This is a genomic window from Alteromonas hispanica, assembly GCF_010500915.1.
Classification (GTDB): Bacteria; Pseudomonadota; Gammaproteobacteria; order Enterobacterales; family Alteromonadaceae; genus Alteromonas; species Alteromonas hispanica.
In genome coordinates this window covers 629,910-653,468 of sequence record NZ_JAAAWP010000001.1, presented here as the reverse complement: position 1 = coordinate 653,468, position 23,559 = coordinate 629,910, and the positions used below count along the sequence as shown (strand labels likewise).

Annotated in this window: 22 protein-coding genes and 1 tRNA gene; 14 read left to right on the top strand and 9 right to left on the bottom strand. The window is 42.8% G+C overall.

The genetic code is table 11. The features are described 5' to 3' along the window. The first annotated feature begins 85 nt into the window (after positions 1–85). The 9 genes from GTW09_RS02695 to GTW09_RS02655 all read left to right on the top strand — a co-directional run bounded on the left by GTW09_RS02695 (position 86) and on the right by GTW09_RS02655 (position 10,748). Complete coding sequence (locus GTW09_RS02695; RefSeq protein ID WP_163109827.1) at positions 86–949, top strand: SeqA protein; 864 nt, start codon at positions 86–88, stop codon at positions 947–949. 28 nt (positions 950–977) lie between these two features. Next, complete coding sequence (gene pgm / locus GTW09_RS02690) at positions 978–2,630, top strand: phosphoglucomutase (alpha-D-glucose-1,6-bisphosphate-dependent) (protein WP_100972453.1); 1,653 nt, start codon at positions 978–980, stop codon at positions 2,628–2,630. Positions 2,631–2,851: 221 nt separating this feature from the next. Then, the gene (locus GTW09_RS02685; RefSeq protein ID WP_163109825.1) at positions 2,852–5,329 is read left to right on the top strand and encodes a glycogen/starch/alpha-glucan phosphorylase; all 2,478 of its coding nucleotides are present in this window, start codon (positions 2,852–2,854) and stop codon (positions 5,327–5,329) included. A 273-nt stretch (positions 5,330–5,602) separates the two neighbouring features. Next, on the top strand, positions 5,603–6,940 hold the full coding sequence (locus GTW09_RS02680; RefSeq protein ID WP_163109823.1) for a putative bifunctional diguanylate cyclase/phosphodiesterase: 1,338 nt from the start codon (positions 5,603–5,605) through the stop codon (positions 6,938–6,940). 266 nt (positions 6,941–7,206) lie between these two features. Further along, positions 7,207–8,148: an SPFH domain-containing protein gene (locus GTW09_RS02675; protein WP_071979279.1), complete on the top strand. Its 942-nt coding sequence runs from the start codon at positions 7,207–7,209 to the stop codon at positions 8,146–8,148. A 152-nt stretch (positions 8,149–8,300) separates the two neighbouring features. Beyond that, positions 8,301–8,741 (top strand): NfeD family protein, encoded by a 441-nt coding sequence (locus tag GTW09_RS02670; RefSeq protein ID WP_163109821.1) that lies wholly within the window; start codon positions 8,301–8,303, stop codon positions 8,739–8,741. A gap of 214 nt (positions 8,742–8,955) precedes the next feature. Next, positions 8,956–9,996, top strand: a complete 1,041-nt coding sequence (astE, locus tag GTW09_RS02665; protein ID WP_163109819.1) for a succinylglutamate desuccinylase — start codon at positions 8,956–8,958, stop codon at positions 9,994–9,996. Further along, on the top strand, positions 9,989–10,393 hold the full coding sequence (locus tag GTW09_RS02660; RefSeq protein WP_163109817.1) for an HIT domain-containing protein: 405 nt from the start codon (positions 9,989–9,991) through the stop codon (positions 10,391–10,393). Before astE ends, GTW09_RS02660 begins: the two co-directional genes overlap by 8 nt. A 28-nt stretch (positions 10,394–10,421) precedes the next feature. Continuing rightward, entirely contained in the window at positions 10,422–10,748 is a 327-nt protein-coding gene (locus GTW09_RS02655; RefSeq protein WP_071979274.1) for a heavy metal-binding domain-containing protein, read from the top strand. Positions 10,749–10,959: 211 nt separating this feature from the next. On the opposite strand, the gene GTW09_RS02650 is transcribed toward GTW09_RS02655, so the two are convergent. The 6 genes from GTW09_RS02650 to GTW09_RS02625 form a co-directional block, all read right to left on the bottom strand. Next, complete coding sequence (locus tag GTW09_RS02650; RefSeq protein WP_071979272.1) at positions 10,960–11,160, bottom strand: DUF2897 family protein; 201 nt, start codon at positions 11,158–11,160, stop codon at positions 10,960–10,962. Positions 11,161–11,229: 69 nt separating this feature from the next. Continuing rightward, positions 11,230–11,916, bottom strand: coding sequence for a M15 family metallopeptidase (locus tag GTW09_RS02645; RefSeq protein WP_163109816.1), 687 nt, complete (start codon positions 11,914–11,916; stop codon positions 11,230–11,232). Continuing rightward, positions 11,916–13,052 (bottom strand): succinyl-diaminopimelate desuccinylase, encoded by a 1,137-nt coding sequence (gene dapE, locus GTW09_RS02640; RefSeq protein ID WP_071979270.1) that lies wholly within the window; start codon positions 13,050–13,052, stop codon positions 11,916–11,918. The genes GTW09_RS02645 and dapE overlap by 1 nt, the downstream gene beginning before the upstream one ends. After that, on the bottom strand, positions 13,046–13,393 hold the full coding sequence (locus GTW09_RS02635) for an ArsC family reductase (protein ID WP_163109815.1): 348 nt from the start codon (positions 13,391–13,393) through the stop codon (positions 13,046–13,048). The genes dapE and GTW09_RS02635 overlap by 7 nt, the downstream gene beginning before the upstream one ends. Positions 13,394–13,554: 161 nt before the next feature. Continuing rightward, the gene (locus GTW09_RS02630) at positions 13,555–14,058 is read right to left on the bottom strand and encodes a PTS sugar transporter subunit IIA (RefSeq protein ID WP_338024912.1); all 504 of its coding nucleotides are present in this window, start codon (positions 14,056–14,058) and stop codon (positions 13,555–13,557) included. A gap of 2 nt (positions 14,059–14,060) precedes the next feature. After that, a complete protein-coding gene (locus tag GTW09_RS02625) occupies positions 14,061–14,450 on the bottom strand; it encodes an ACT domain-containing protein (protein ID WP_163109814.1) in 390 nt (129 codons plus the stop codon). A gap of 556 nt (positions 14,451–15,006) precedes the next feature. Between GTW09_RS02625 and GTW09_RS02620 the strand changes: the two genes are divergently transcribed. After that, entirely contained in the window at positions 15,007–15,378 is a 372-nt protein-coding gene (locus GTW09_RS02620) for a VOC family protein (RefSeq protein ID WP_071979266.1), read from the top strand. Positions 15,379–15,470: 92 nt separating this feature from the next. On the opposite strand, the gene hppD is transcribed toward GTW09_RS02620, so the two are convergent. Both hppD and hmgA read right to left on the bottom strand, forming a co-directional pair. Beyond that, complete coding sequence (hppD, locus tag GTW09_RS02615; protein WP_071979265.1) at positions 15,471–16,547, bottom strand: 4-hydroxyphenylpyruvate dioxygenase; 1,077 nt, start codon at positions 16,545–16,547, stop codon at positions 15,471–15,473. A gap of 288 nt (positions 16,548–16,835) precedes the next feature. After that, the gene (hmgA, locus tag GTW09_RS02610; protein ID WP_163109813.1) at positions 16,836–18,134 is read right to left on the bottom strand and encodes a homogentisate 1,2-dioxygenase; all 1,299 of its coding nucleotides are present in this window, start codon (positions 18,132–18,134) and stop codon (positions 16,836–16,838) included. Positions 18,135–18,611: 477 nt separating this feature from the next. On the opposite strand from hmgA, the gene GTW09_RS02605 reads away from it, so the two are divergent. From GTW09_RS02605 to GTW09_RS02595, 3 genes are all read left to right on the top strand, one after another. Further along, positions 18,612–19,025: a MarR family winged helix-turn-helix transcriptional regulator gene (locus GTW09_RS02605; RefSeq protein ID WP_163109812.1), complete on the top strand. Its 414-nt coding sequence runs from the start codon at positions 18,612–18,614 to the stop codon at positions 19,023–19,025. 162 nt (positions 19,026–19,187) lie between these two features. After that, positions 19,188–20,267, top strand: coding sequence for a patatin-like phospholipase family protein (locus tag GTW09_RS02600; RefSeq protein ID WP_163109811.1), 1,080 nt, complete (start codon positions 19,188–19,190; stop codon positions 20,265–20,267). Positions 20,268–20,447: 180 nt separating this feature from the next. After that, a tRNA-Val gene (locus GTW09_RS02595) sits at positions 20,448–20,524 on the top strand. A gap of 250 nt (positions 20,525–20,774) precedes the next feature. On the opposite strand, the gene GTW09_RS02590 is transcribed toward GTW09_RS02595, so the two are convergent. Further along, positions 20,775–21,482 carry a hypothetical protein gene (locus GTW09_RS02590; RefSeq protein ID WP_239059249.1) on the bottom strand — a complete coding sequence of 236 codons (708 nt, stop codon included), beginning with the start codon at positions 21,480–21,482 and terminating at the stop codon, positions 20,775–20,777. Positions 21,483–21,891: 409 nt separating this feature from the next. Between GTW09_RS02590 and GTW09_RS17725 the strand changes: the two genes are divergently transcribed. Then, on the top strand, positions 21,892–23,118 hold the full coding sequence (locus GTW09_RS17725; RefSeq protein ID WP_163109810.1) for a flagellin N-terminal helical domain-containing protein: 1,227 nt from the start codon (positions 21,892–21,894) through the stop codon (positions 23,116–23,118). Positions 23,119–23,559 lie beyond the last annotated feature (441 nt).

Below are 23,559 nucleotides of genomic sequence, written 5' to 3'. Positions count from 1 at the left end.
TGGCTGCTTACATATTAAGTGGCATTTTGTGCTGCGTAGTTATTCTGGGTTGTCTATAATGGTGCATCTAAAAAAGGAAGTAGTTATGAAAAGCATTGAAATAGATGATGATTTATATGCCTTTATCGCCAGTCAAACAAAGCATATTGGTGAGAGTGCATCGCAAATTTTAAGACGTTTACTGTTACCCGAAGACGGGGCAGCACTGCACAGTGTTAAAACGCCAGCGGCATCTTTGGTAAACAATACAGCAAACAGCTCAGCAAGCAGTTCAGCAAAGAATGCGAGTGCTTCGCAAAGCGCTGACGCGGATAAAAAGGCAGAAGTATCAACAACTCAAAAACAAGTGCCTTCTGCAACCGCCATCTCAAATACGGCTACCGAAAAAGCCACAGTAACCAGACAACGTAAATCGACTGCAGGCGCAGCTCAAGATGATGCGAGCACTAGCACGTCAGTAACCTCCTCTTCAACGAGCAGAGCGAAGCAATCTCCGGTGAAAAAGGCAGCCTCGGCAAAAGCAGCGGTAACATCTGCAGCACCAGTTAACAAGAATGCCGATAGTGAAGCAAGCAGCGCTGCACAAGCTCATGATAAAAACGATATTTTAACTCTGGTATCTAAAAGCGCATTGTCTACATTCACAAAACGAGTAGATCAATTCTTGTTCGTTTTAAGTGCAGCGCACAAACTTAATGCAGATAGCTTCGAGCGCGTAGAATCAATTAAGGGCAAAAATAGAACCTATTTCGCAACAAGCAAAGAAGCCTTGCTCGAGAATGGCAGTAGCACCAATCCCAAAGCGATACCAGACAGTTCTTATTGGGTAGTAACCAATAACAACACCGCTAAAAAAGTGAGTATGTTGGAACAGGTCTTGCGTCAGTTAGGCTATTCACCAGAAGTTATCGACAGCGTGATCTCTCGTTTCTCTTCTGAAGGCAAATAATCGACCCTATATCATAAAGGACTAAAACATGGCATTACACCCTCAAGCTGGACAGCCTGCGGCAAAAGAGCAACTTATTAACGTTGCGCAACTGGTAAGTCAGTACTATAGCTTTAAACCTGATATTCGCGAGGCAGGTCAGGGCGTATCTTTCGGTACGTCTGGCCATAGAGGTACAGCGTCAAACTGTACTTTTACCGATACCCATATCAGTGCCATATGCCAAGCGTTGGTTGAGTACAGACAGCAAGAGGGAATAACGGGGCCTTTATATATAGGGAAAGACACCCATGCACTTTCTGAACCCGCTATGGTGACTGCAATAGAAGTGCTTTGCGCCAATGGTGTCGATGTTGTTGTTCAACGAAGTGATAATGCAAGCTTGGGCTATACACCAACGCCGGTTATTTCTCGCACTATAATACGCTATAACCGAGATAACACGGAACATCAGGCTGACGGCATTGTAATTACGCCATCACACAACCCGCCTTCAGATGGTGGATTTAAATATAATCCTCCCCACGGCGGTCCAGCCGACAGCGATGTGACCAAACTCATCCAAGACAGAGCCAATGCGCTTATTGCCGATGGCAACAAAGACGTTAAAAGAATTGATATTTTAAATGCCCGCGAGCGCAAGCTTGTTCGCGAAGAAGACTTCATGGAACCCTATATTGATGACTTAGCGAAGGTTATCGATATGGAAGCGATTGCTAAAGCAAACCTAACGTTGGGTACAGACCCGCTCGGCGGGGCAGGCATAGGCTATTGGTCGCGTATAAGCGAAAAATACGGTATCAAAATTGAAGTGGTCAACGACAGTGTAGACCCCCAGTTTGGTTTTATGCGAAGAGATAAAGACGGCAAGCTACGCATGGACTGCTCTTCTGCTTACGCCATGGCTGGACTTATTGAACTAAAAGATAACTTCGATTTAGCGTGGGGCAACGATCCAGACTTCGACAGACACGGCATTGTGTGTAAAAGCGTAGGGCTGATGAACCCCAATCATTACCTTGCTGTGGCCATTAATTATTTATACACCCACCGCACCGAGTGGCCAGCTTCTCTTAAAATAGGCAAAACCTTAGTATCTAGCAGCATGATTGACCGCGTAGCGAAAAGTTTAGGCAGACCGTTGGCAGAAATGCCTGTTGGCTTTAAGTGGTTTGTAGACGGACTAGCCAATAGCCACATTGGCTTTGCGGGCGAAGAAAGTGCCGGAGGCATTTTTCTAGAGAGAAATGGTGACACTTGGGCAACTGACAAAGATGGCTTCATTCTTTGCTTACTCGCCGCTGAAATTTTAGCGGTAACGGGTAAAGATCCAGGCGAGCACTATATTGCTTTAACAGAACAATTCTCTGCTCCCGTTTATAACCGTGTCGATGTTGCCGCCACCCTAGAGCAAAAACAAAAACTATCGGCAATGGATGCCTCTGTTGTAACCAACGATATGCTGGCGGGAGAGCCCATTGTATCCATACAAACTCACGCACCCGGTAATAACGCAGCTATTGGTGGTGTGAAAGTATCGACTGAAAATGGCTGGTTCGCTGCGCGTCCTTCTGGTACCGAGCAAATATACAAAATATACGCAGAAAGCTTTAAAGGTGAAACTCACTTACAGAACTTAATTGAGGAGGCCGAAGCGTTAGTGGGTAAAATTATCGGCTAGCGATTAAAAATTAAACTGCTTTTAGCTTTAAATGTAATTTAAATGTTAAAAAACGCATGAATGCATACGAATTCATGCGTTTTTTTGTTTTGTTTACAAAATAATAACAACATAATCGTTTAAGTATTGATATATTACTGTCATATTATTGACGTAAGCTGTAATTAAATTACGTTTTAGAGGGTGCATGAGCACCGTTTAACCTAAGAGTGAGACGCAATATGAATGCAAAAGCGGCAAAGACGCAAACCTCTCAAAAAATTGACAAGTCTGAGTTTAAGGCTGCGGTCATAAACCATCTTCATTGTTCGTTGGGTACCGACGAAAACAAAGCAAACAACCACGCATGGTGGAAAGCAACGTGTGCCGCTATGCAGCAACAAGTATTAGAGGGGCTGCGTAAAACTCAAAAGTCTCACTATTTAAACGACACGCGTGCAGTACATTATTTCTCTGCTGAGTTTTTAATGGGGCGTTTGCTATCGAACAACCTGCAAAACTTTGGTCTGTTTGAAGTTGCAAGCGAAGCATTAAAAGAGCTGGGTGTAGAAATTTCAGACGTGCTGGAAGAAGAGCCGGATATGGCCCTAGGTAACGGTGGTTTAGGCCGTTTGGCAGCGTGCTTTATCGACTCACTCGCAACGATGGAAATGCCGGCAATTGGCTATGGTATTCACTACGAGCACGGTCTGTTTCGTCAGGAAATTAAGAGTGGCGCGCAAATTGAGCGTCCTGATAGCTGGCGGGATTACGGCAATCCATGGGAAATTTGTCGCCCAGAATCTACTCAAGAAATTTCACTATACGGTTACGTAGAAACTAAATACGGTGAAAACGGACGTGTAGTAAAAGAGTGGCACCCTGGTTCGATTGTTAAGGGTGTGCCATGGGATATTCCGGTTGTTGGTTACGAAGGTAAAACCGTTAACGTATTGCGTTTGTGGCAGTCTGAAGCATCAGGTTACTTTAACTGGGATGTATTCAACGCGGGTGGTTATGTAGATGCACAACGTGAAAACGTGCAAGCAGAAACTATCTCTAAAGTATTGTATCCGAATGATGAAACCGAAGCCGGTAAAGAGCTTCGTCTTATTCAACAATACTTCTTCAGCTCATGCTCACTAAAAGACATCATTCGCCGTTATAAGCGCGCGCATGGAGATGACTGGAGCCGCTTTGCTGATCAAGTTGTTATTCAGCTTAACGATACTCACCCAGCCATTTCAATCCCTGAATTAATGCGTATTCTTGTGGATCGCGCCGAACTTAATTGGGACGACGCGTGGGCAATTTGTACTAAAGTATTCGCCTACACAAACCATACTTTGCTTCCTGAAGCACTAGAAAAGTGGCCTGCACGAATGATTGAGAAAATCCTTCCGCGTCACTTAGAAATTATTTACGAAATTAACCATCGCTTTATGGCTGAAGTTGATAAGCAATGGCCTGGCGACAATGCCATGAAAGCGAAGCTGTCGATTATTGAAGAGGGCAGTGAGAAGATGGTACGCATGGGTAACCTATCGGTTATCGGTTCGTTTGCGGTTAACGGCGTGGCAGAAATGCACTCTCGCCTAGTCAAGTCTTCTCTTTTCCCAGAGTTTGATGAGCTTTATCCAGGTAAGTTAACTAACGTGACAAACGGTATTACGCCACGTCGTTGGTTGAAAGCGTGTAACCCAAAACTTTCAAAGCTTATCGACAAGAAGATTGGTGATGACTGGCCGACGGACTTAGATAAACTTCAAGGTTTAGCTAAGTTTGCCAAAAACAAAACGTTCCAAAAGCAGTTCATGAAAGTGAAGCTAGAGAACAAAGAGTTATTGGCAGAGGAAATTCGCAAGTCTTTGGATATCGAAGTTGACGTAAATGCTATTTTTGATGTGCAAATTAAACGTCTGCACGAGTACAAGCGACAGCATCTAGCGCTTCTTTATATCATGGCTCTATACCGTCGAATCTTAGAAAACCCAGATTATGACATGCATCCTCGCGTGTTTATCTTTGGTGCGAAAGCGGCTCCGGGCTACAAGCTGGCAAAAGATATCATTTATGCCATCAACAAAGTGGCTGAAAAGATAAATAACGATCCGCGTGTAAACGACAAGCTTAAAGTGGCGTTTTTACCGAACTACCGCGTTTCGTTGGCAGAGAAGATGATTCCGGCTGCAGATGTGTCTGAGCAAATTAGTACGGCGGGTAAAGAAGCCTCTGGTACAGGTAACATGAAGCTTGCGCTTAACGGTGCGGTGACAATTGGTACATTAGACGGCGCGAACGTTGAAATTGCTGAAGAAGTAGGCGATGAAAACATCTTTATCTTTGGTTTAACTGTTGAAGAAGTGAATGAGCGTAAAGCTGCGGGTTATAACCCTGACGACTACTACTACAAAGATGCAGAGATAAAAGCGGTTCTTGACTGGTTAGAAACAGACTACTTCACACCCGGTAAGCCAGGTGCACTAGTTTCTATTAAGCAAAGCCTTCTAGATCACGGCGACCCGTACATGGTGTTGGCTGACTTTAGAGCTTATTCTGATGCACAAACTCTAGTAGACGCCGCCTATAGAGATAAAGAGCGTTGGGCTGAAATGGCCATTATCAATACGGCGAAAATGGGTAAATTTACCTCAGATCGCTCAATAAGAGATTACGTAGAGCGTGTATGGAAGCTTTCACCGTGTAAGATCGAAGGCTAATCGCAATACATCATCGAAAAAGCCCGAAAATGTTATTATTTTCGGGCTTTTTTTATATTCGTAGTCGGTAATTAGACTACACTCATAGATATCGGGTGACCGAGAGAGGGCGCAACTTCGCGCAGATATGGAATAAAGTATTCATAAGCTATACGTAAGTATAACCTCGTATGCTTATTTATACGTTAGTGGCATTGCTACAAACGTTGCGCAGTGTTTCTATAGAAGCAGTTTGTATTAGTACTTCGTTGCCATTGAGCGCAAGGAAACTTCATGAGTCGAACCCATACTTCACTGGCCACTATCCCAAATAGATTCGCATTTATAGATAGTGTATCCAAAGTCGCTTCACAGTGTTCAGAGCTGTCGTTAATGCTCGTTGATGTTGTGAGGTTTTCTGATGTAACTACTAGTTTGGGGATCACAGTAGGCGACCAGTTTCTTCTTGAGATAGCGAATAGGATCCAATCGCTGTTTGGCAAAGATGTGTCTATTGGCCGAATAAGCGGTGATGTTTTTGGGGTTGTGTTCCCAAATGTTAGTAATGAGGCGTCGCTTCGTTATTCATTCGATTACCTTGTAGAGCACTTCAAAGTACCCATGCATTACGAAGATAATGCATTTATGGCAGATTTTAATGTGGGCGTGGTGTGCAGCAACGACACACATTGGGTAAACAGTGAAGTTGATACGCCGCGTTTTGATATCACTGCATTTGTCTCTCGTGCTGAGGCCGCATTAAAACAAGCCAAAGAGAACAAATACGAAAACTACTTTTCACTCGCATTAAAAGATAAAGCTGACACGGGAAGAAGTCTTGCGTTAAAAGCAGACTTAAAGCGTGCGCTATCCCAAAACGAATTAGAACTGTATTACCAGCCAAAAGTAGACTTACAAACCTTGCAAGTTGTGGGCGCTGAGTGTCTTCTCAGATGGAACCATCCTCTTGATGGTGTGCTATTTCCCGGGCCGCTTATCGAAGCTGCTGAATCTTATAACATGATGAATGAGTTGGGTTATTGGACTCTCGAGCAAGCGTTTAGAACACTGGCGGAGTTTGAGGCATTGAAACTTCAGCTTTCTCTATCGGTGAATATATCGCCAACGCAGCTTTACGATAATCAACTTATTCCTACGTTACACATGCTCAGTAAGTCTTACGATATTCCCATGTCTCGATTAGAGCTTGAGTTAACAGAAGATATCGCGCTCTCAAACTCATTAATGGTTAAAAAGCAATTAGATGAATTACGAAGCCTAGATATTTCTATATCTGTTGACGATTTTGGCAAGGGATATTCTAACTTAGCTTATATACGTGACCTGCATCTCGATGCGCTTAAAATTGATAAAGCGTTTGTTATGGAATTAGAGGAAGCAGGCGTAAACCGAGCGATAATAGAAGCTGTTAAAATTATCGGAGAGGCTAAAGGTTGTAAGGTGGTTGCAGAAGGCGTTGAAACCGTTGAGCAGCTACATATCTTAAGAGACATTGGTATTACCGATGGGCAAGGATATTTGTTCTCAAAAGCAGTTCCGCTGAAAAAATTTGTAACCTTGGCTCAGCAGGAAGTTATTATAGGCAGCTCGCCAACGAGGAAGCAGGCATAAGGAACAAACGGAAGCTCCTTTCTGTTGAGTTTTAGTTACTTGACTCGCTAATGCTCTAACTTACTCTCTTAAACACCAACTTGAGCTCGTTCCACAAACGGAAGCGAGTGGAGTATGGTTATCACACTTCGCCTTTTCTGTGGTATAACTTGTTAAAGCAAAAACTACTATAAAGCACAGCTTGAATAGTGCTTCATTTCTTATTTTAATAATAAAAACAATTAGCTCAGTTAAATAGCTAATGTATACATTGAGGGAATTTAAATATGGACGTTGTATTCAATTACTTGTTCTCCTACCAGGCATTTTTACTCATCCTTGTGGTGGTTTTACTCAAGTCATCGGTGAAGTTTGTACCGCAAAACAGAGCCTACATTATCTCTCGTTTTGGGAAGTACAATACCACTCTTGAAGCTGGGCTTAACTTTATCGTGCCATTTATCGACACGGTTGCCGCAGACCGCTCTTTAAAAGAGCAGGCCGAAGACGTTCCTGAACAATCTGCCATTACTAAAGACAATATTACGCTGTCGGTAGACGGTGTACTTTATTTTCGCGTGGTCGATCCTTACAAAGCTACCTATGGCGTAGAAAATTATACCTTCGCAGTAAAGCAATTAGCTCAAACCACTATGCGTTCAGAGCTGGGTAAAATGGAGCTAGATAAAACTTTTGAAGAGCGAGATTTATTAAACACTAATATTGTGTCTGCACTTAACGACGCCGCAGCGCCCTGGGGTGTTCAGGTGCTACGTTACGAATTAAAAGATATCAATCCGCCAAACTCTGTTCTTGATGCCATGGAACAGCAAATGAAAGCCGAGCGTCTTAAAAGAGCACAAATCTTAGAGTCGGAAGGTGACAGGCAAGCAGCTATCAACCGCGCAGAAGGTGAGAAGCAATCTATTGTATTAGCAGCTCAAGCCGAGAAAGAAGAGCAAATTCTAAAAGCCCAAGGTGAAGCCGAAGCGATAATTCAGGTTGCTAAAGCCGATGCAGAAGCTATTGAAACAGTGGGTAGGGCCGCTGCTACTGAAGATGGTCAAAAAGCCGTGCAGTTAGACTTGGCAAAAGGTGCTATTAAAGCAAAAGAACAGATTGCTAAAGAGAGCTCAGTAATTTTACTGCCAGACGGCTCAACGGAAATAGGAAGTGTTGTTGCGCAGGCCATGTCAATTGTGAACAAGCTGGGCAAAAAAGTTGATTAATTGCGTGAAGCTTTTTGTTATGAAAAGCACTGCCATTAAAAGCCTGATTTTGCAAAAGCGTGTTATGCAAAGGCCTGCTATGCAAGGTTTTGTTACGCCAAGTACTTTCACGCCAAGTACGATTACGCAAACTATTGTTTGGAAATAGAGTTATGGAAAATATAGAAAGCTACCTCCTTGCATTAGGCTTGGTATTAATGATTTTAGAATCGCTACTAGGGTTCTCAGTTATTTTGCTTTTCACACTAGGGCTATCTTTAATAGTCACCTCTGCATTAGTGTATATGGGCGTTTTTGAGCCCAGTGTACTAAATCTTTTTATTGCGGTATCTGTGCTAGATTCCATTCTTATGGTGGCACTGTGGAAACCTATGAAATATCTTCAACGAGATAGGGCGCCTCGCAAAGTAAAAAGCGACTTGGTAGGTAATGTAGTAGAGCTTTCTCAAGACGTGGGGCCTGCTCAATCATCATCGTTGCACTATTCTGGAGTAACATGGAAAGTAAAAAGCGATGAGCAGTTAGCGGCCGGCACCAGTGTTTTCATTCAAGATGTTGAGGTAGGTATACTCATCGTAAGCGCTAAAAAGTAGTAGAAGCCAAAATGAGTAAAACCACAATGAGTAAATGTAACTGAGCACGCTCATAAAAATAGATTGTGAGTAAAAAGAATGCTTTCGCCAGCCTTTTAGGTGAAGTGCTCTTTACGCTTTCTATGTTGTTAATACTCAGATTTTGCGCGCGAAAACGTGCTTTTAATCAAGGGTGTCGTTAGACTATTAGCATTCTTGATTACGTAGGTTAACTATGCAGCAACTTATCGATGGCGGAAACTTTCTCGCCTTATCCCGACAATCGCCTTCTCTATTTTCAGCACCAATGACCTTCGAATTGGCCAATGGCACAAGCGTGATTATTACTGCGCCGGGCATCATTCAATTTCATCCCGTAGGCAACACTACGAGCAAGAAGAAAGTAGTATTATCTTGCGGTGTTCATGGTAATGAGACAGCACCTATAGAAATATGTGATGAGCTGGTGCAGCGTATTTTATCTGGTCAACTTTCCCTGTCGCACAATGTGCTTTTTCTGTTTGGTAACTTACCTGCAATGGATATTGCAGAGCGCTTTGTTCAAGAGAATATGAACCGCTTATTTAGCGGAGCGCACTCAGAAGGAGAGGGACTGATAAACGATGAACGTAAGCGTGCGAAAGCCCTTGAAGATGCAGTAGCTGATTTTTTCACGAGGCAGAACGAGCAAAACGGTGAGCGTTTGCATTACGATTTACATACTGCAATTCGTGAGTCTAAAAATGAGAAGTTTGCGGTGTATCCGTATCTTCACGATAGAAAACACAGCAAAAGTCAGCTTGCATTTCTTGCTGCGTGCGGCGTAAAAACTATTCTTCTTTCAGAAAACCCGACAACTACATTTAGTTACTTCTCTTCTTTCTACCACAATGCTCATGCGTTTACGGTAGAGCTTGGCAAGGTAAAGCCTTTTGGACAAAACGACATGAGTCGCTTTAAGGAAGCTAAAGACGCTTTGGTTTCTCTTATAACCAGCAATGATTATTCGCCCCAAGTGGACATGGATGAGCTTGATATATTTCGGGTTAACCAAGTGATAAACAGACAACAAGAAGAGTTTACACTGCATTTCGACGACGATACGCCAAACTTTACGGGTTATCCAAAAGGAACCGTTCTCGCCTCGGAGCCGGGCACAGACTATACAGCCCAAGTAGACGGGGAAGCTATTGTATTTCCTAATGCAAAAGTGGCTATTGGCCAACGAGCACTGCTTACGGTAGTGCCTACAAAACTGGACGATCTTGATGTTTGAATTAGACAGTCGGTTACAGAATGATACATTTTTTGTCTGCGATTTAACGCTCAGTCGTGTACTTTTAATGAATGACAGTCAATTCCCATGGCTTATTTTAGTGCCGATGAGAGATGACGTGGCTGAAATAATTGATTTAACCGAGCAAGAGCAACAAATGCTGCTGAGTGAGTCTGCCAAAGTATCTAAAGTAATGCAGAAGTTATTTTCACCTTATAAGCTTAATGTGGCAGCGCTTGGCAATGTGGTTAGGCAACTGCACGTGCATCATGTTGCCCGTTTTGAAAGTGACGTGGCGTGGCCTAAACCCGTATGGGGGAATCAGAGCTCTGTGGCCTATGAAGAAAGCGATGCTGCAGAGATAATTTCAGAATTAAAATTGAAACTAACATCCTGAATAAAACCTAAATTAAATGGAGTTACCTATGATTATATCTACAACCCCTACACTTGAAGGTCAGAAAATTGATGCATATTGCGGCATCGTGGTTGGCGAAGCGGTAATGGGGGCCAATGTATTTAAAGACTTATTTGCTTCTATCAGAGACATCGTGGGCGGACGTTCTGGTTCATACGAAGAAGAACTTACTACGGCTAGAAAGTTGGCGTTTAGTGAAATTGAGCACGAAGCAAGGGCAATGGGTGCCAATGCAGTGGTGGGTATCGACCTTGATTACCAAGTTATTGGCGATAAAGGCAGTATGCTTATGGTGAGCATTAGCGGCACCGCAGTGAAAACTTCGCCTCTTTAAAGCCTGATATTGGAAAGCTTTATACTGGAAAGCCTGTCACCACAAAGCCTTTTACCGGAACGTAAGTTGTTAAACGCCTGCATTGATAAAAGCAGCCAGCGCTATGCCTGTTTTTAACGAAGTCTTGTTTTATTCTATGGCGTAGTTGTGACATTGCTAAAACGCGCGACATATCGAATGTTGCGCTTTTTTGTTTTTAAAAACGATAGATTTACCACTCGTCATCATCTTCATCGTCAAACCCATTTGACGTTTTTTTACTCGCCTTGTCGTCATCCTGCTTTTTATTGCTATCAAAGGGCTTTGATGGCGTAGGGAACTTAAATTTTGCGCTGTACTTCAACAGAGTAATGTTGCCAACAATGACACCTAGCACGAGTACAATAATCAAGACTATCCATGTTGTGTCCATTGAGTGTTCTCCGTTTATAAAGATATGACAGCGAAATATTATGCTCAACTCACAGGGTATTAGAGGCGGCTAGCTTTCGCCCTTATTAAGCACGTATTGTTCGTACAACGAGGGCAGTTGGCCTAAAATAATGTCCTTGCCAAGAATCTCACTTTGCGTAAGGGCATCGGCTAATGCATTTTCACTTCTAGCCAACTCAAAGTTTGACGCCACACTTTTATAACTAATATGCCAGGGTTCTCGCGCCACGCCACCAACATTTTTCTCGAAAGGGCGGTAAAAGCCAAATTCATTCATATTATCCTCAAGCCAGCACGCTAACGCATAGCAAGGGCCTTCGGATAAATATTCTTGCTCTACCAACTCAAAGCTACCGCTCCATTGATAAACAGAGGTTCTGTCGTAGACATCAAGATCGGTACCCCAATGATGTCGGCTGGCTCCAGGTAATGCAGACCATGTCAGAATAGCCTGTAATTTTTGGGTGTCAGACAATTCGCTAATAATAAGCTCGTTACCTTGGGCATCTCGTAACACAGCTTCCCCCCGCCATTTTCTATTAAAAATAGCCAGTTGACGGTCGAAGCTTCTATAGCTGCTTACTATTTGTAAATCGATACCGTCACAATGCGCTTTTTGCTGCATCGCCTTAACAGCATCATTCACATCAGGGTGAAGAAAGTGACCATGGCCAGCGTCTACTAAGTAGTCGTTTTGCTGGCCTAGCCACTGTTGCTTTAAAATACTTGATGGCATTAGTTAGCCAGCAGGCGTTCTAAAATACCGAAGTACATGTCGGCGAGTTGTTCTAAATCTGACATTTTTACGCATTCATCTATTTTGTGAATGGTAGCGTTAACCGGGCCTAGCTCTATAACTTGCGCTCCAGTGGGGGCGATAAAGCGACCGTCGGATGTACCGCCGGCAGTTGAAAGCACCGTTGGCGTGCCTTTTACCGCTTCAATAGCGCCTTGAGTGGCTTCAAGTAAAGCGCCAGAGTCGGTAAGGAATGGTTGTCCGTTGAATGTCCACTTAATATCGTAATCCAGCTCGTGTTTGTCCAAGATGGCTTTGGTGCGCTCTATGAGAATGTCGTTGGTAACTTCTGTTGAAAAGCGGAAGTTAAAACACACGTGCATTTCACCGGGAATAACATTACCTGCGCCTGTACCAGCATGGATATTAGATATCTGAAAGCTGGTGGGCGGGAAGAAATCGTTGCCATTGTCCCAGTGTGAAGAAGCTAGTTCATCGAGTGCAGCTGCGGCCATATGAACAGGGTTTTTGGCTAGGTGAGGATAAGCAACATGCCCCTGTATACCTTTAACAATTAGGTCGCCGGTTAGCGAGCCTCGACGTCCGTTTTTCACAATGTCGCCAACGTGGTCAGTAGAAGATGGCTCGCCAACTAAACACCAGTCAATTTTTTCATTGCGCGCTTCAAGGGTATCAATAACGCGGGTAGTGCCATTGATAAATGGCCCTTCCTCATCGCTGGTGATCAAAAATGCGATGCTGCCTTTGTGATCGGGGTACTTATTCACAAACTCTCTGGTAGCGACCAGCATAGCTGCTAAGCTGCCCTTCATGTCTGCGGCTCCACGACCATGCAGATAACCGTCTATTTCTGTGGCGACAAAAGGAGATGTCTTCCAAGCACTTTCAGGTCCACTTGGGACAACATCAGTATGGCCTGCAAAACAGAACAGTGGGCCTTCGGTATTGCGTCGCGACCATAAATTTGTGGTGTCATCGAACACCATGGTCTCATTGTTGAAACCTAAAGCGTCGAGAAATGTTTTCATCGCATCCTGACAACCGGCGTCTTCTGGTGTAACCGAACGGCGGTTGATCAGATTTTTAGCAATGTCGATGACTGAATCGTTTAACAAAATATTTCCTCGTATTGAGCAGGTTTAAAACCAATATGGAATTGATTGTTGTGAACCATAATTGGGCGCTTAATCATGGCCGGGTGAAGTTCAAGCAGGGCCAGAGCTTTTTCTCTATCGATGGTCGCTTTTTCTGCTTCATCAAGCTGCCTGTAGGTGGTGCCGCGTTTGTTCAGCATTACTTCCCAGCCAAGATGTGCTTCGGCGCGTTGTAAAAACTCTGAGTCTACGCCGTCTTTTCGATAGTCGTGAAACGTGAATTCAATATCCCGTTCGGTTAACCATTTTTTTGCTTTTTTAATTGTATCGCAGTTTGGAATACCGTAAATAACAGTGCTCATATATATCTATTCCGTACTTATAAAACCGTTTATTTGTGTCGTGTGCGTATTTAAACCATGCCGCTGAGCTACACCGCTAAGTCATGCCGCTAAGCCATGCCGCTAAGCCATGTCAATAAGCTATGCCAATAACCCATAAAAATTAGCAAACAAGCATGGGGCTACACGAATAGCGTGAGTAATGGATCTTCCACAGCGTCTACATGTTTTCTCTCTGTGGCCATTACGCCAAGTAATGCATGGGCGTTTAATATGGTCATTATACAAATATTTTCGACGCCTTGCTGCTTTAGCCAGCTAGAATTAACGGTAAATAATAGAGAACCCGCTTTAAATGTATCACCTGTCTTTATTGCGCAAGAAAATTGAGCGCCATGCAATTGATGGGTATCGCTACCGTATTTGATCAAACACTTTAGTCCTGCACTCGACTTAATTTCAACAGCGTAATCAAGTGGGATAACGCGAGTGCAGATACCGCTAAAAGGGGCTTTCACACTTGACGATGGTGATGTGATTGCCGCTCCAGGTCCAAAATACCCCTTTGCATATAGGCTATCACTGGCAGCACTTAACGGTTTTACCTGTCCGCTCATAGGCGCTAACACATCAAACGACTTTCTGTATGAGTCAGGTGCACTAAAAAGTAACTGGCCTTTTTTCACTGTTACGGAGTCTCGTTGACGGTATAACCAGCTTTCTTAAGCGCTTTTACAGCATCACTAAGTTTGTTGTCCTTTACCAAAAAGAAGTCGGTGTCGAACGTGGACACAACAAAAATAGAGACTTTTACCGCGGCTAAAACCTGTCCAAGTTCAGCCATAATACCCACCATAGAGAGGTGAAGGGGGCCTAGCAACTCTAATGCTCTCCAATTTTCGTCGCGGTCGATAGAATCGACTTCCACAGACTCTGGCACCACAATAGAGAGCTCGTCTTCGGTTTTTCCAAGAAAAAATAGAGGGCTACTAAGCACTGACGAAGGAATGCTTGAGTCTGGATCTAGACTGTGAATAGTGAATAATTCGTCGTGTACAAAGAGTGTTTGTTTAGGCATGGATTATCTAAAAATATGAATACTTCAACATATCCACATTAAACCATTAACTGTGATTAAGTGTCACGTGTTATCCACTTTATCTGTGGATAAGTTTGTTGAGTAGTTTGGGGTGTTCCCTTAATTTGTTGATATTAAACAAAAAAATAAACTGTACAAAAAAAGCTCAGTGGATAACATTAACGGTTTAACAAGCATTTTCCACAGGCTATGTCTACAACTTAAATAAAAAATGTTTATATTTTTTGCAATTTCTTTGCTTGACATTATGTCTAATCTTTAGCGAAAAGCGCGTTAGCAGATAAGATCTAAGTGCCGTTAATATGCACCGTTGTTTAACTTTTCCAACTCGGCCTTATACCTTTTGTTCAGATCACTTCATAACAGCCACATTTGATGAATGAGGGCAACTTTTTACACAACAAGATAAGTCGCTTTTAGTGACATAAGCTAAACTGAATAAATATCTCTGCATATTTGCTGTGCCGCTACATATGCAAAGATTAGCAAAGATAAACAAAAATGCGTAAATCCAAAATTTTATTAAGGAAGAGTTATGGCTGATTGGTGTGATATTACAACTGACTGTGCAGAGGAGTTAGTGCATTTCTATGAGGCGGTAATGGGATGGCAGAAACAGGCGATAGACATGGGCGGATACAGCGACTACGTAATGATGAAGCCCGACGGCACGCCAATTGGAGGCATTTGCCATAAAAGAGGGGTAAATAGCGAACTACCAGGTGGTTGGATTAATTATTTCACCGTTGATAGTGTAGAAAAATCACTGGCCGCATTAAAAGAGACAGGCGGAACCCAAGTGGGGGACGTGAAACATCACGGTAGTGACCTTTTTTGCGTCGCCCTAGACCCTTCCGGCGCCCCCTTTGCGCTATATGAAAAGGGGAGTGAAAATGGCGATGAATGAGACAATAAAAAACGGCGAATGAAACTTCATTCGCCGTAAATTAAAGCCCTTGCCGCAAGGGCTAGCGCTTTTATCGAGTAGCTTGTTGCTCGCTACTTTTTATTAATAGCGCCGCGGCTAACTTGGTCACGCTCAATAGACTCAAACAGCGCTTTGAAATTTCCTTCGCCGAAGCCATCATCTTCTTTGCGCTGAATAAACTCAAAGAAAACCGGGCCAAATACCGTCTCAGAAAATATTTGAAGCAGCAGTCGAGGCTCGCCATCTTTTGTTGTGCCGTCGAGTAATATTCCGCGCTTTTGAAGTTCTTCAACATTTTCGCCATGACCTGGAAGGCGCTCTTCTAGCATTTCATAGTAAGTATTAGGCGGAGGCGTCATAAACTTCATACCTCTGGCTTTCAACTTATCTAAGCAAGCGACTAAATCATCGCAGGCAAACGCAATATGTTGAATGCCTTCGCCGTTATATTTCATCAAAAATTCTTCAATTTGACCGCCACCGCCAACAGCTTCTTCATTTAGCGGAATACGGATTTTGCCATCTGGAGCTGTCATCGCCTTAGACAGCAGTCCTGTGTATTCCCCTTTAATATCGAAATAGCGAATTTCTCTGAAGTTAAAGAGCTTCTCGTAAAAGTTTGCCCAAAAGTCCATGCGACCACGGTAAACGTTGTGCGTAAGATGATCTAGAGTATGGAAACCACATCCAACTGGATGACGATCTACGCCTTCAATCCAGTTAAAGTCGATGTCGTAAATAGTATTTTCGCCTTTATAACGGTCGATGAGGTATAGCATGGCACCGCCGATACCTTTTATTGCAGGCAGTTTTAGTTCCATCGGACCGGTGTAAGTGTCCATGGGCTGTGCCCCACGCTCTAACACTTCTTTATAAGCTACTTGTGAGTCTTTTACTCTAAACGCCATGCCGCAAGCAGAAGGGCCGTGCTCTTCAGCATAGTAGGCAGCATGACAGTCTTTCTCGTAATTACTTAAAAGGTTAATGTCGCCTTGACGCCACAATTCAACGTCTTTTGATTTATGGCGAGCCACAAGCGTAAAACCCATCGCTTCAAACATGGGTTCTAAGATACCTTTCTCTGGTGCGGTGAATTCTAAAAATTCGAAGCCGTCTAAACCAATGGGATTTTCAAATAGATCTGCCATAGGAAGTTTTCCTTCGTGGATATGTTTTTGTAATTGTGAGTCGATTGTAAGCGCGACGTTAAAACACAAGCAATAGACGCTACCAACACCTACTTTTGCTATGGAAAGCAAAGCTGTAACGATAAGTTTTCACTCTAAAATTCGCAGCGGTTTAATGAGGTAATAAAAGCCCTAAAGCACTAATGTTTAGCGCTTTTATTAAAAATTGATGGTGGTATAGAGTGTCCATAATTTGATACAGCCTTATGTACTCTCGTTAATTCACCATGACTTAATAACGCAACCTGTTTAAAGGTTACCATCGAAATATTTCTTCAGGCCGCTCCAGCAGTTGATATAGTCTTTTTGCCTTTGCGGGCTTTGCATGGCATACGCCGTTGGTGCAATGGCGTAACGGGATTCAAACATAAATGCCAATGTATCTTTATATTGCTGTGGAGCTAAATCTGCGTTCGATGCTTTTTCAAACACTTCGGCCTCAGGGCCGTGAGGCGTCATGCAATTATGCAGGCTCATTCCGCCTGGCACGAACCCGTGCTCTTTTGCGTCGTACGTACCTTCGATTAACCCCATAAATTCACTCATCACATTTCTGTGATAGTAAGGAGGGCGAAATGTATTTTCTGCCACCATCCAGCGCGGAGGAAATATTACAAAGTCTACGTTTGCAGTGCCGTCTAATTCAGAGGGCGAGGTGAGCACAGTAAAAATAGAGGGGTCGGGATGATCGAAGCTCACAGTGTTCATCACATTAAAGTTAGCAAGATCGTATTTATAAGGGGCAGAGTTGCCTACCCATGCCACTACATCAAAAGGAGAGTGGTCCATTTCCGCTGCGTACAAATTGCCGCAGAATTTATTGATAACGGTATGGGCCATATCGTTATCTTCAAACCAGGCCACAGGGTAAAGAAAATCGCGCTGATTTGAATAGCCGTTGGCTCCTACCGGGCCGCGTTCCGGCAAAACAAACGGATGGCCATAATTTTCACAAATGTAGCCGCGAATTGGCTCGTCTTTACTCACATCTACAGAAAAGCGCACGCCACGAGGAATAACCATAATTTCACCGGGCACTACAGAGAGTAAACCAAATTCGGTTTTCACGTTAAGCTTACCTTCTTGAGGTACAAACAACATTTCTCCATCGGAAGAGTAAAACACTTTATTGCCCATAGACGCATTGGCAGCGTAGCAGTGAATGCCCATACCAATTTGCGTTTTCGCATCGCCATTTGTGCCAATAGTGACTAGGCCATCAACAAAATCGGTGCTTTTCTCTGGCAGTGGAATAGGATTCCACCTTAGAACATTAGGAGGGCAGGGAATGTCGCTATCCGGAGCAGTTTTTATTAGAGCGTGGGCATAAGGTGCAAAGTCGCCCATAGCAATAGACGGCCTAATACGATAAGTCCAGGTGCGTCTGTTGGCGTGACGAGGGGCCGTAAATGCCGTACTGCTAAACTGCTCTGCATACAGCTTATAATTTACTTTCTGGGGGCTAAACTGGCCTTTAGGAAGCGCATTTTCAAGCGCCTCGGTTTCGTGCTCATTATTGAAACCCGTCATGTATTTTAAGTTTTTCATTGCTCCCCCAATTTGCTTTTTTGGTCGCGGTATTATCAACCGTTCTTCTGCGCTGCATTTCTACATTGTGATTTTAAATAGTGATTTTACATCGTGGTCTTTTATAGGAGTTGAAACCTTCTGTTCATCTCGCTACTTCTAAAAATATTAGTGAGACACCCACGCTATTTAACTAGTTACAAATGAAACTAATTCGTTTAGGCTAGTGCTTAATGTTATGTAAATCAATTGTGAACAGTAAAACATGTTGGGAGTTAGTCGAGAAACGTGCTGATTAGTTTACATCCGGAGTAATTATTCAGTGTTTGCCGGCAACTGCACCTTTGAATGGGTTGGTTAAAACAACTGAGGTTGATAAACACTATTTGAGAGCATGTTGATTTGTGTAAAGCGGCGATAGTCAGCAGATAGATTTCTAACCGCTCGAAGAAGAGCTTTATATAGCACTAACACAATCGGTTGAAAAAGAGGTTTAAAATGAAGCTTAACGACATGTTGGCCTACAAGGTAGCCATGCTTTCTAATGATCTCAGTCAGTCATTAGCCTCTATTTATCGACCATTTGGACTGAGCATGCCCGAATGGCGTGTGGTGGCCACTCTAGGAAACAATGACGCTATGTTATCTAAAAATATAGCTGTTGCCACACGCCTCGATAAAGTACAAATAAGTAGGGCACTTCAGCAATTAGAAAATAAACAACTGGTTACTAGGATGGCTAGCGAACGAGATAAGCGTGCCGTTAATGTTGCGCTTTCTGAAAAGGGAAAAAACATCTTCAATGAAATTACTCCGTTAGTTTCTCAATGGCAGGCTGAAAAAATTAAAAATATAACTGCTGATGAGTACAACACATTTTTAAAAGTGATGAATAGTTTAAGTGACGAATAATAGAGGCATGAGCTGAGTTCAGAATAGGTAATGGCAGCATTCGACTACGAGAAAATCATTACTTTTAAGTTGTTAGCTGGTAATTTACGACATAAGTGCAAAAATGCACGATTTTATGAATAAAAACTAACAGAACAATCTAGATTTAAAACAGGAAAGCGCGTGGCACCATTAGAAGTATATGCAGGAGATAAAGCAAGAGAAACTATCTTAAAGAACGGTTTTACCCCTGAGTTATTTAGCTACTTTCTGGGGGCATCCGGAGGGCCTAAGTGGTTTTCACTTGCCGGGCTAGATAGAGTTCTATTTCCAGAATGGTTTGCCAGCGTAAAGCACCAAATTCACGTAATTGGTTCATCAGCAGGGGCTTTTCGTGCCATTTGTGCGGTGCAAAATGATCCGCTTGCAGCAATAAACAGACTTGCAGAGTCTTATTCAACAACAACGTACAGCAGTAACAAACCCACAGCTCGAGAAATAACATCAAAAGCAGAAGACTTGTTAAAACACATGGTTGATGAAAAGGGAAAGCAAGAGGTTTTGGCAAACGAGCGGTTTAAAGCGCATTTAATTGTTGCTAAATGCTTAGGCGCAACGCGTTTTGAGGGTAAATTTCAGCAGCTCTCTGGCTTGGCCATGAGTGCGGCTGCTAATACCGTAAGCCGTAAAAATTTAACTAAGTTGTATGAGCGATATGTGTTTTCATCGCCAAATAGCCAATTAACTATTACCGATCCCTACGGAATGCCCTCTCATTTTCATTCGCTAACGCAAGGCAATATTCATAGTGCATTATTGGCGTCAGGTTCAATTCCGATAGTGATTGAAGGGGTTACTCAAATAGAAGGCGCGCCACCAGGAATGTATAGGGACGGCGGCATAATAGACTATCACTTTGATGTGTCGTTTGGCCCCGATGAAGGCTTGGTTTTGTATCCTCACTTTTACAACAAACCTATTCCTGGATGGTTTGATAAAGGCTTAAAGCGCCGCGTTCCCCATCGTTCAAGCTACGATAATGTAGTTATGTTGGTGCCTTCGCCATCATTTGTCGCCAAACTACCTTACGGCAAGATACCTGATAGAAAAGATTTTGAAGTGCTCGATGCACCCACGCGTATAAAGTATTGGCAAACCGTATTAAGCGAAACCGACAGGCTAGGTGAATACTTCATGGAAGCGGTGAACGACGGAAGATTGGTAGATAGCATAAAACCGCTCCCTTTTAACTTGCGTGACTAACAGTGCTTCCAACACTCGGTGGGCTGTGAGTATTTTAACTGACAGCCTATGCTGCTTGTAAAATAAGCACTTAATTCAGTTTTATTAAGTTTTTCTTGCAGCTTTCATTCTGCCTCAGTATTATACGCGCCGTTGAGCAGACAAATGCCCGTTTGTTGTTTTTACGCCTCAACTCAAAATGCGTCTATAGCTCAGTTGGTTAGAGCGCTACCTTGACATGGTAGAGGTCCCCTGTTCGAATCAGGGTAGACGCACCATCTAGTTTTTCCCCTAAGAATTTTTCTACCGTCATTTCAAAAATATTTAAGATTCCTAACTCATTGACAGCATTGAAATAATCGGTTTTAAGCCGTTTTTTCAGGATTTCTATTTCTTTTCGTTTTTTCCTTTAAAAACGTATGAATACTGTCGTAATGGTCACGAGTGGTCACAATTCGTGACCACTCGTGACCAAATCTAGATTTAACTCCGTTGTTATTTGCCGTTAAAAACCATGGCGTTTTTCTCTTATGGCATTTTGTATTTAACAAAGTCACTCAAGAACATTTCACAATTCTGCTTCGCACAACCGCGCATTAAATTGTGCAATGCTGTTTTTTCGTGAGGTTTTAGGAAAGCGGTATCGCGAAATAATGTGCTGTTTGTAGATATGCTGTATCCATTTATCGAGCAATTAACACTGAATAACGTCACGCCATCAATTGATGCAAATGCAATATATTCATTACCTCCAGTATTTCTGAAGAATAAATGTAGGCGCACTTGATTATCTAAAAGTATGAAGTGGCCATCAGAAGAGAATAAGTCGTCTTTTAACAGTAAATTTGGATGAGCGCACAGAAGTGAAAGGGATTCGGCAGAAATAGACATTTCCGATTCAAAGGCGTATTTCTTCACTCTTACAAGCTTTAAGCCGCCGCTTTTTAATGTTGAGCGATGCATGCCTTTTTTGGCAGTAGCTTCTTTTAAGCTGGTAAATGTGCGTCCTTCTGAATCTGTGACAATTAAAGCATTGCTATGGCGGGTAGGGGAGTGACCCGGCAGATTAAGCCATTCTCTAATACGTCTGCGCCTTTGAGATAACCGTTTTCCCACGCTACTCGCTTTTATTCCCTCTTGAGCCGCAAATTGTTCGATACGGTTTTGATAGTTCATCGTTGGCAGTTTTCGCTCAACAATTTCAAGTGCTTCATAGTCCGTTATTTTGGCAGCCATTAACGTAAGACGGACCTTTTCGCATTCGTGAAAAGGTGGCGCTAAAGATAAACAAAAGACGTTCGAAATATCAGCGACGAATCAACACCAGCAGTTTCATACCTGAAGCCCATGGCATCTGTACTGAGCGGTCATTTTTTACTAGTAGAGTAACCAAATACCATTTCATTAGAGATGGCTGACGTTCCCCCCGAAACTGACTGCCAGTTTTAAGAATAGCGTTCGTTGAAAGGAGAATGGAGTGAGTCAACGATAGATAAGATGTCATTTAATAAAAATCCGCATTTTAGTTTGCAACGGGAATTTTAATTTAGCTTCAGACATTTGTAGTGTTGCCGATATTGGAAATACTACGGCGTTGAAATGACCCTGAAATATAAGTGATGGAAATTCGTTGAGGGAATGAAAGGTGTCTCTTTTTATCAATACAAACATTGTGGCGATGGGTGCCAGAAGAGCTTTAGCAAATACAAACCACGCCCTATCTCAGTCTTTTGAGCAGTTATCGTCGGGCTTAAAAATTAATCGTGCAAGTGATGATTCGGCTGGACTACAAATTTCTTCTAGGATGACTTCGCAGATAAAAGGCTTGAGTCAAGCTGTGAGAAACGCAAATGATGGTATTTCATTAATTCAGACAGCTGATGGTGCGCTATCAGAGGTAGCTACTAATCTCCAGCGAGTCAGGCAGCTTTCAATACAAGCACAGAACGGTATCAATACTTCTTCAGATATCCAAGCGCTTCAGAAAGAAGCTGATGCTTCGCTCGCAGAGATTAATCGAATTTCAAATACTACTCAGTTCGCTGGGCAAGATATCCTACGAGGAGATTTTAGTGCAAGGTTTTTAGTCGGCTCGAACGCGGGGCAAAATATAACTGTTAGGTTCAATCAATTATCTGGGCTTGGATTCGATTTAGCTGGACTCAATATAGCAGGAATTGATGTTGTTGCGGGAACGACAACATTTGGCGCTCCTGTGGTATCAAATAGTGGTGAGCCAAATGCGCTTACAAACAGCATTTTTAGAACTGACGGACTGAATCAAGGAGTCTATAAATTCGCTATCTCCAATGATGCTGGTCAATCTTTTTTTGAGCTTGATTTAAACTTGACCGGAAATGATGCTGCTGGTATTTCCATAATGGACGCAGCTAATATTGCCGAAGGGATTGATAGTGTCCTTGGTTCTGACTCTCTTGGTGCAGGGCAAGATCCTATTGGTCAAACTGTTGGTGTTTTTATTCGTCCTGGTAACACTCAACTAAGAATTGCTGAAAATGTAAATAATCCATCTTCACTATCTATTAATTCAATTATTGGCACATACTCGAGTTCACCCAGCGCTTCTGGCATCAATCGCAAAAGTCCTACTTCAGCAATCGATGGAGCACTCTCTCGCATAAACACGCTAAGAACAGAGTTAGGTGCACTGGAGAACCGTTTCAAGTCTACAATAAGAAGTCTGAGCAACATTTCTGAGAATGTTTCTGATGCAAGGAGCAGAATCATGGACACAGATTTTGCATCGACTACGTCCAGGCTAACGCAATCTCAAATAGTTCAGCAAGCAAGCATCTCTGTCCTAGCCCAAGCAAATCAGCGCCCTCAGCTTGCACTATCGCTATTGGAATAGTAAATCGGTCAACTGTGTCAATTGTTCAAGGTTTTAAAGTAAGTTTTTCCAAGCTACTCTGGCGCTCCCAAGATAATTACACTTTGCGATTTTAATTCTCAATTCCAGTTATCATCGTTTGAGCAGAATGAGAAAATAAAATGGCAAGATTGATAACTTTAGCAGTTGTCCCTGCTCAGAAAAACTACTGACAGCGGTAACCTCGTGGAAATAAAAGCAGGGGATTCTATGAATCAAAAGTCCCAGAGAAATACACGCAATCTTTGTCAACATGCAGGTTTGATTTTATCTCCTGATATATCCGTTCAGAGACAGAACTGAACCATTTAACATCGTTTGAAAGGAAGGAGACTTCACTTAAGCTGTGTTCTTCAATTAGATTAAGTGTATTTTTGATAACATCAACCAGCTCATTTGATAAATCGCGCTGCATAGCTTTGA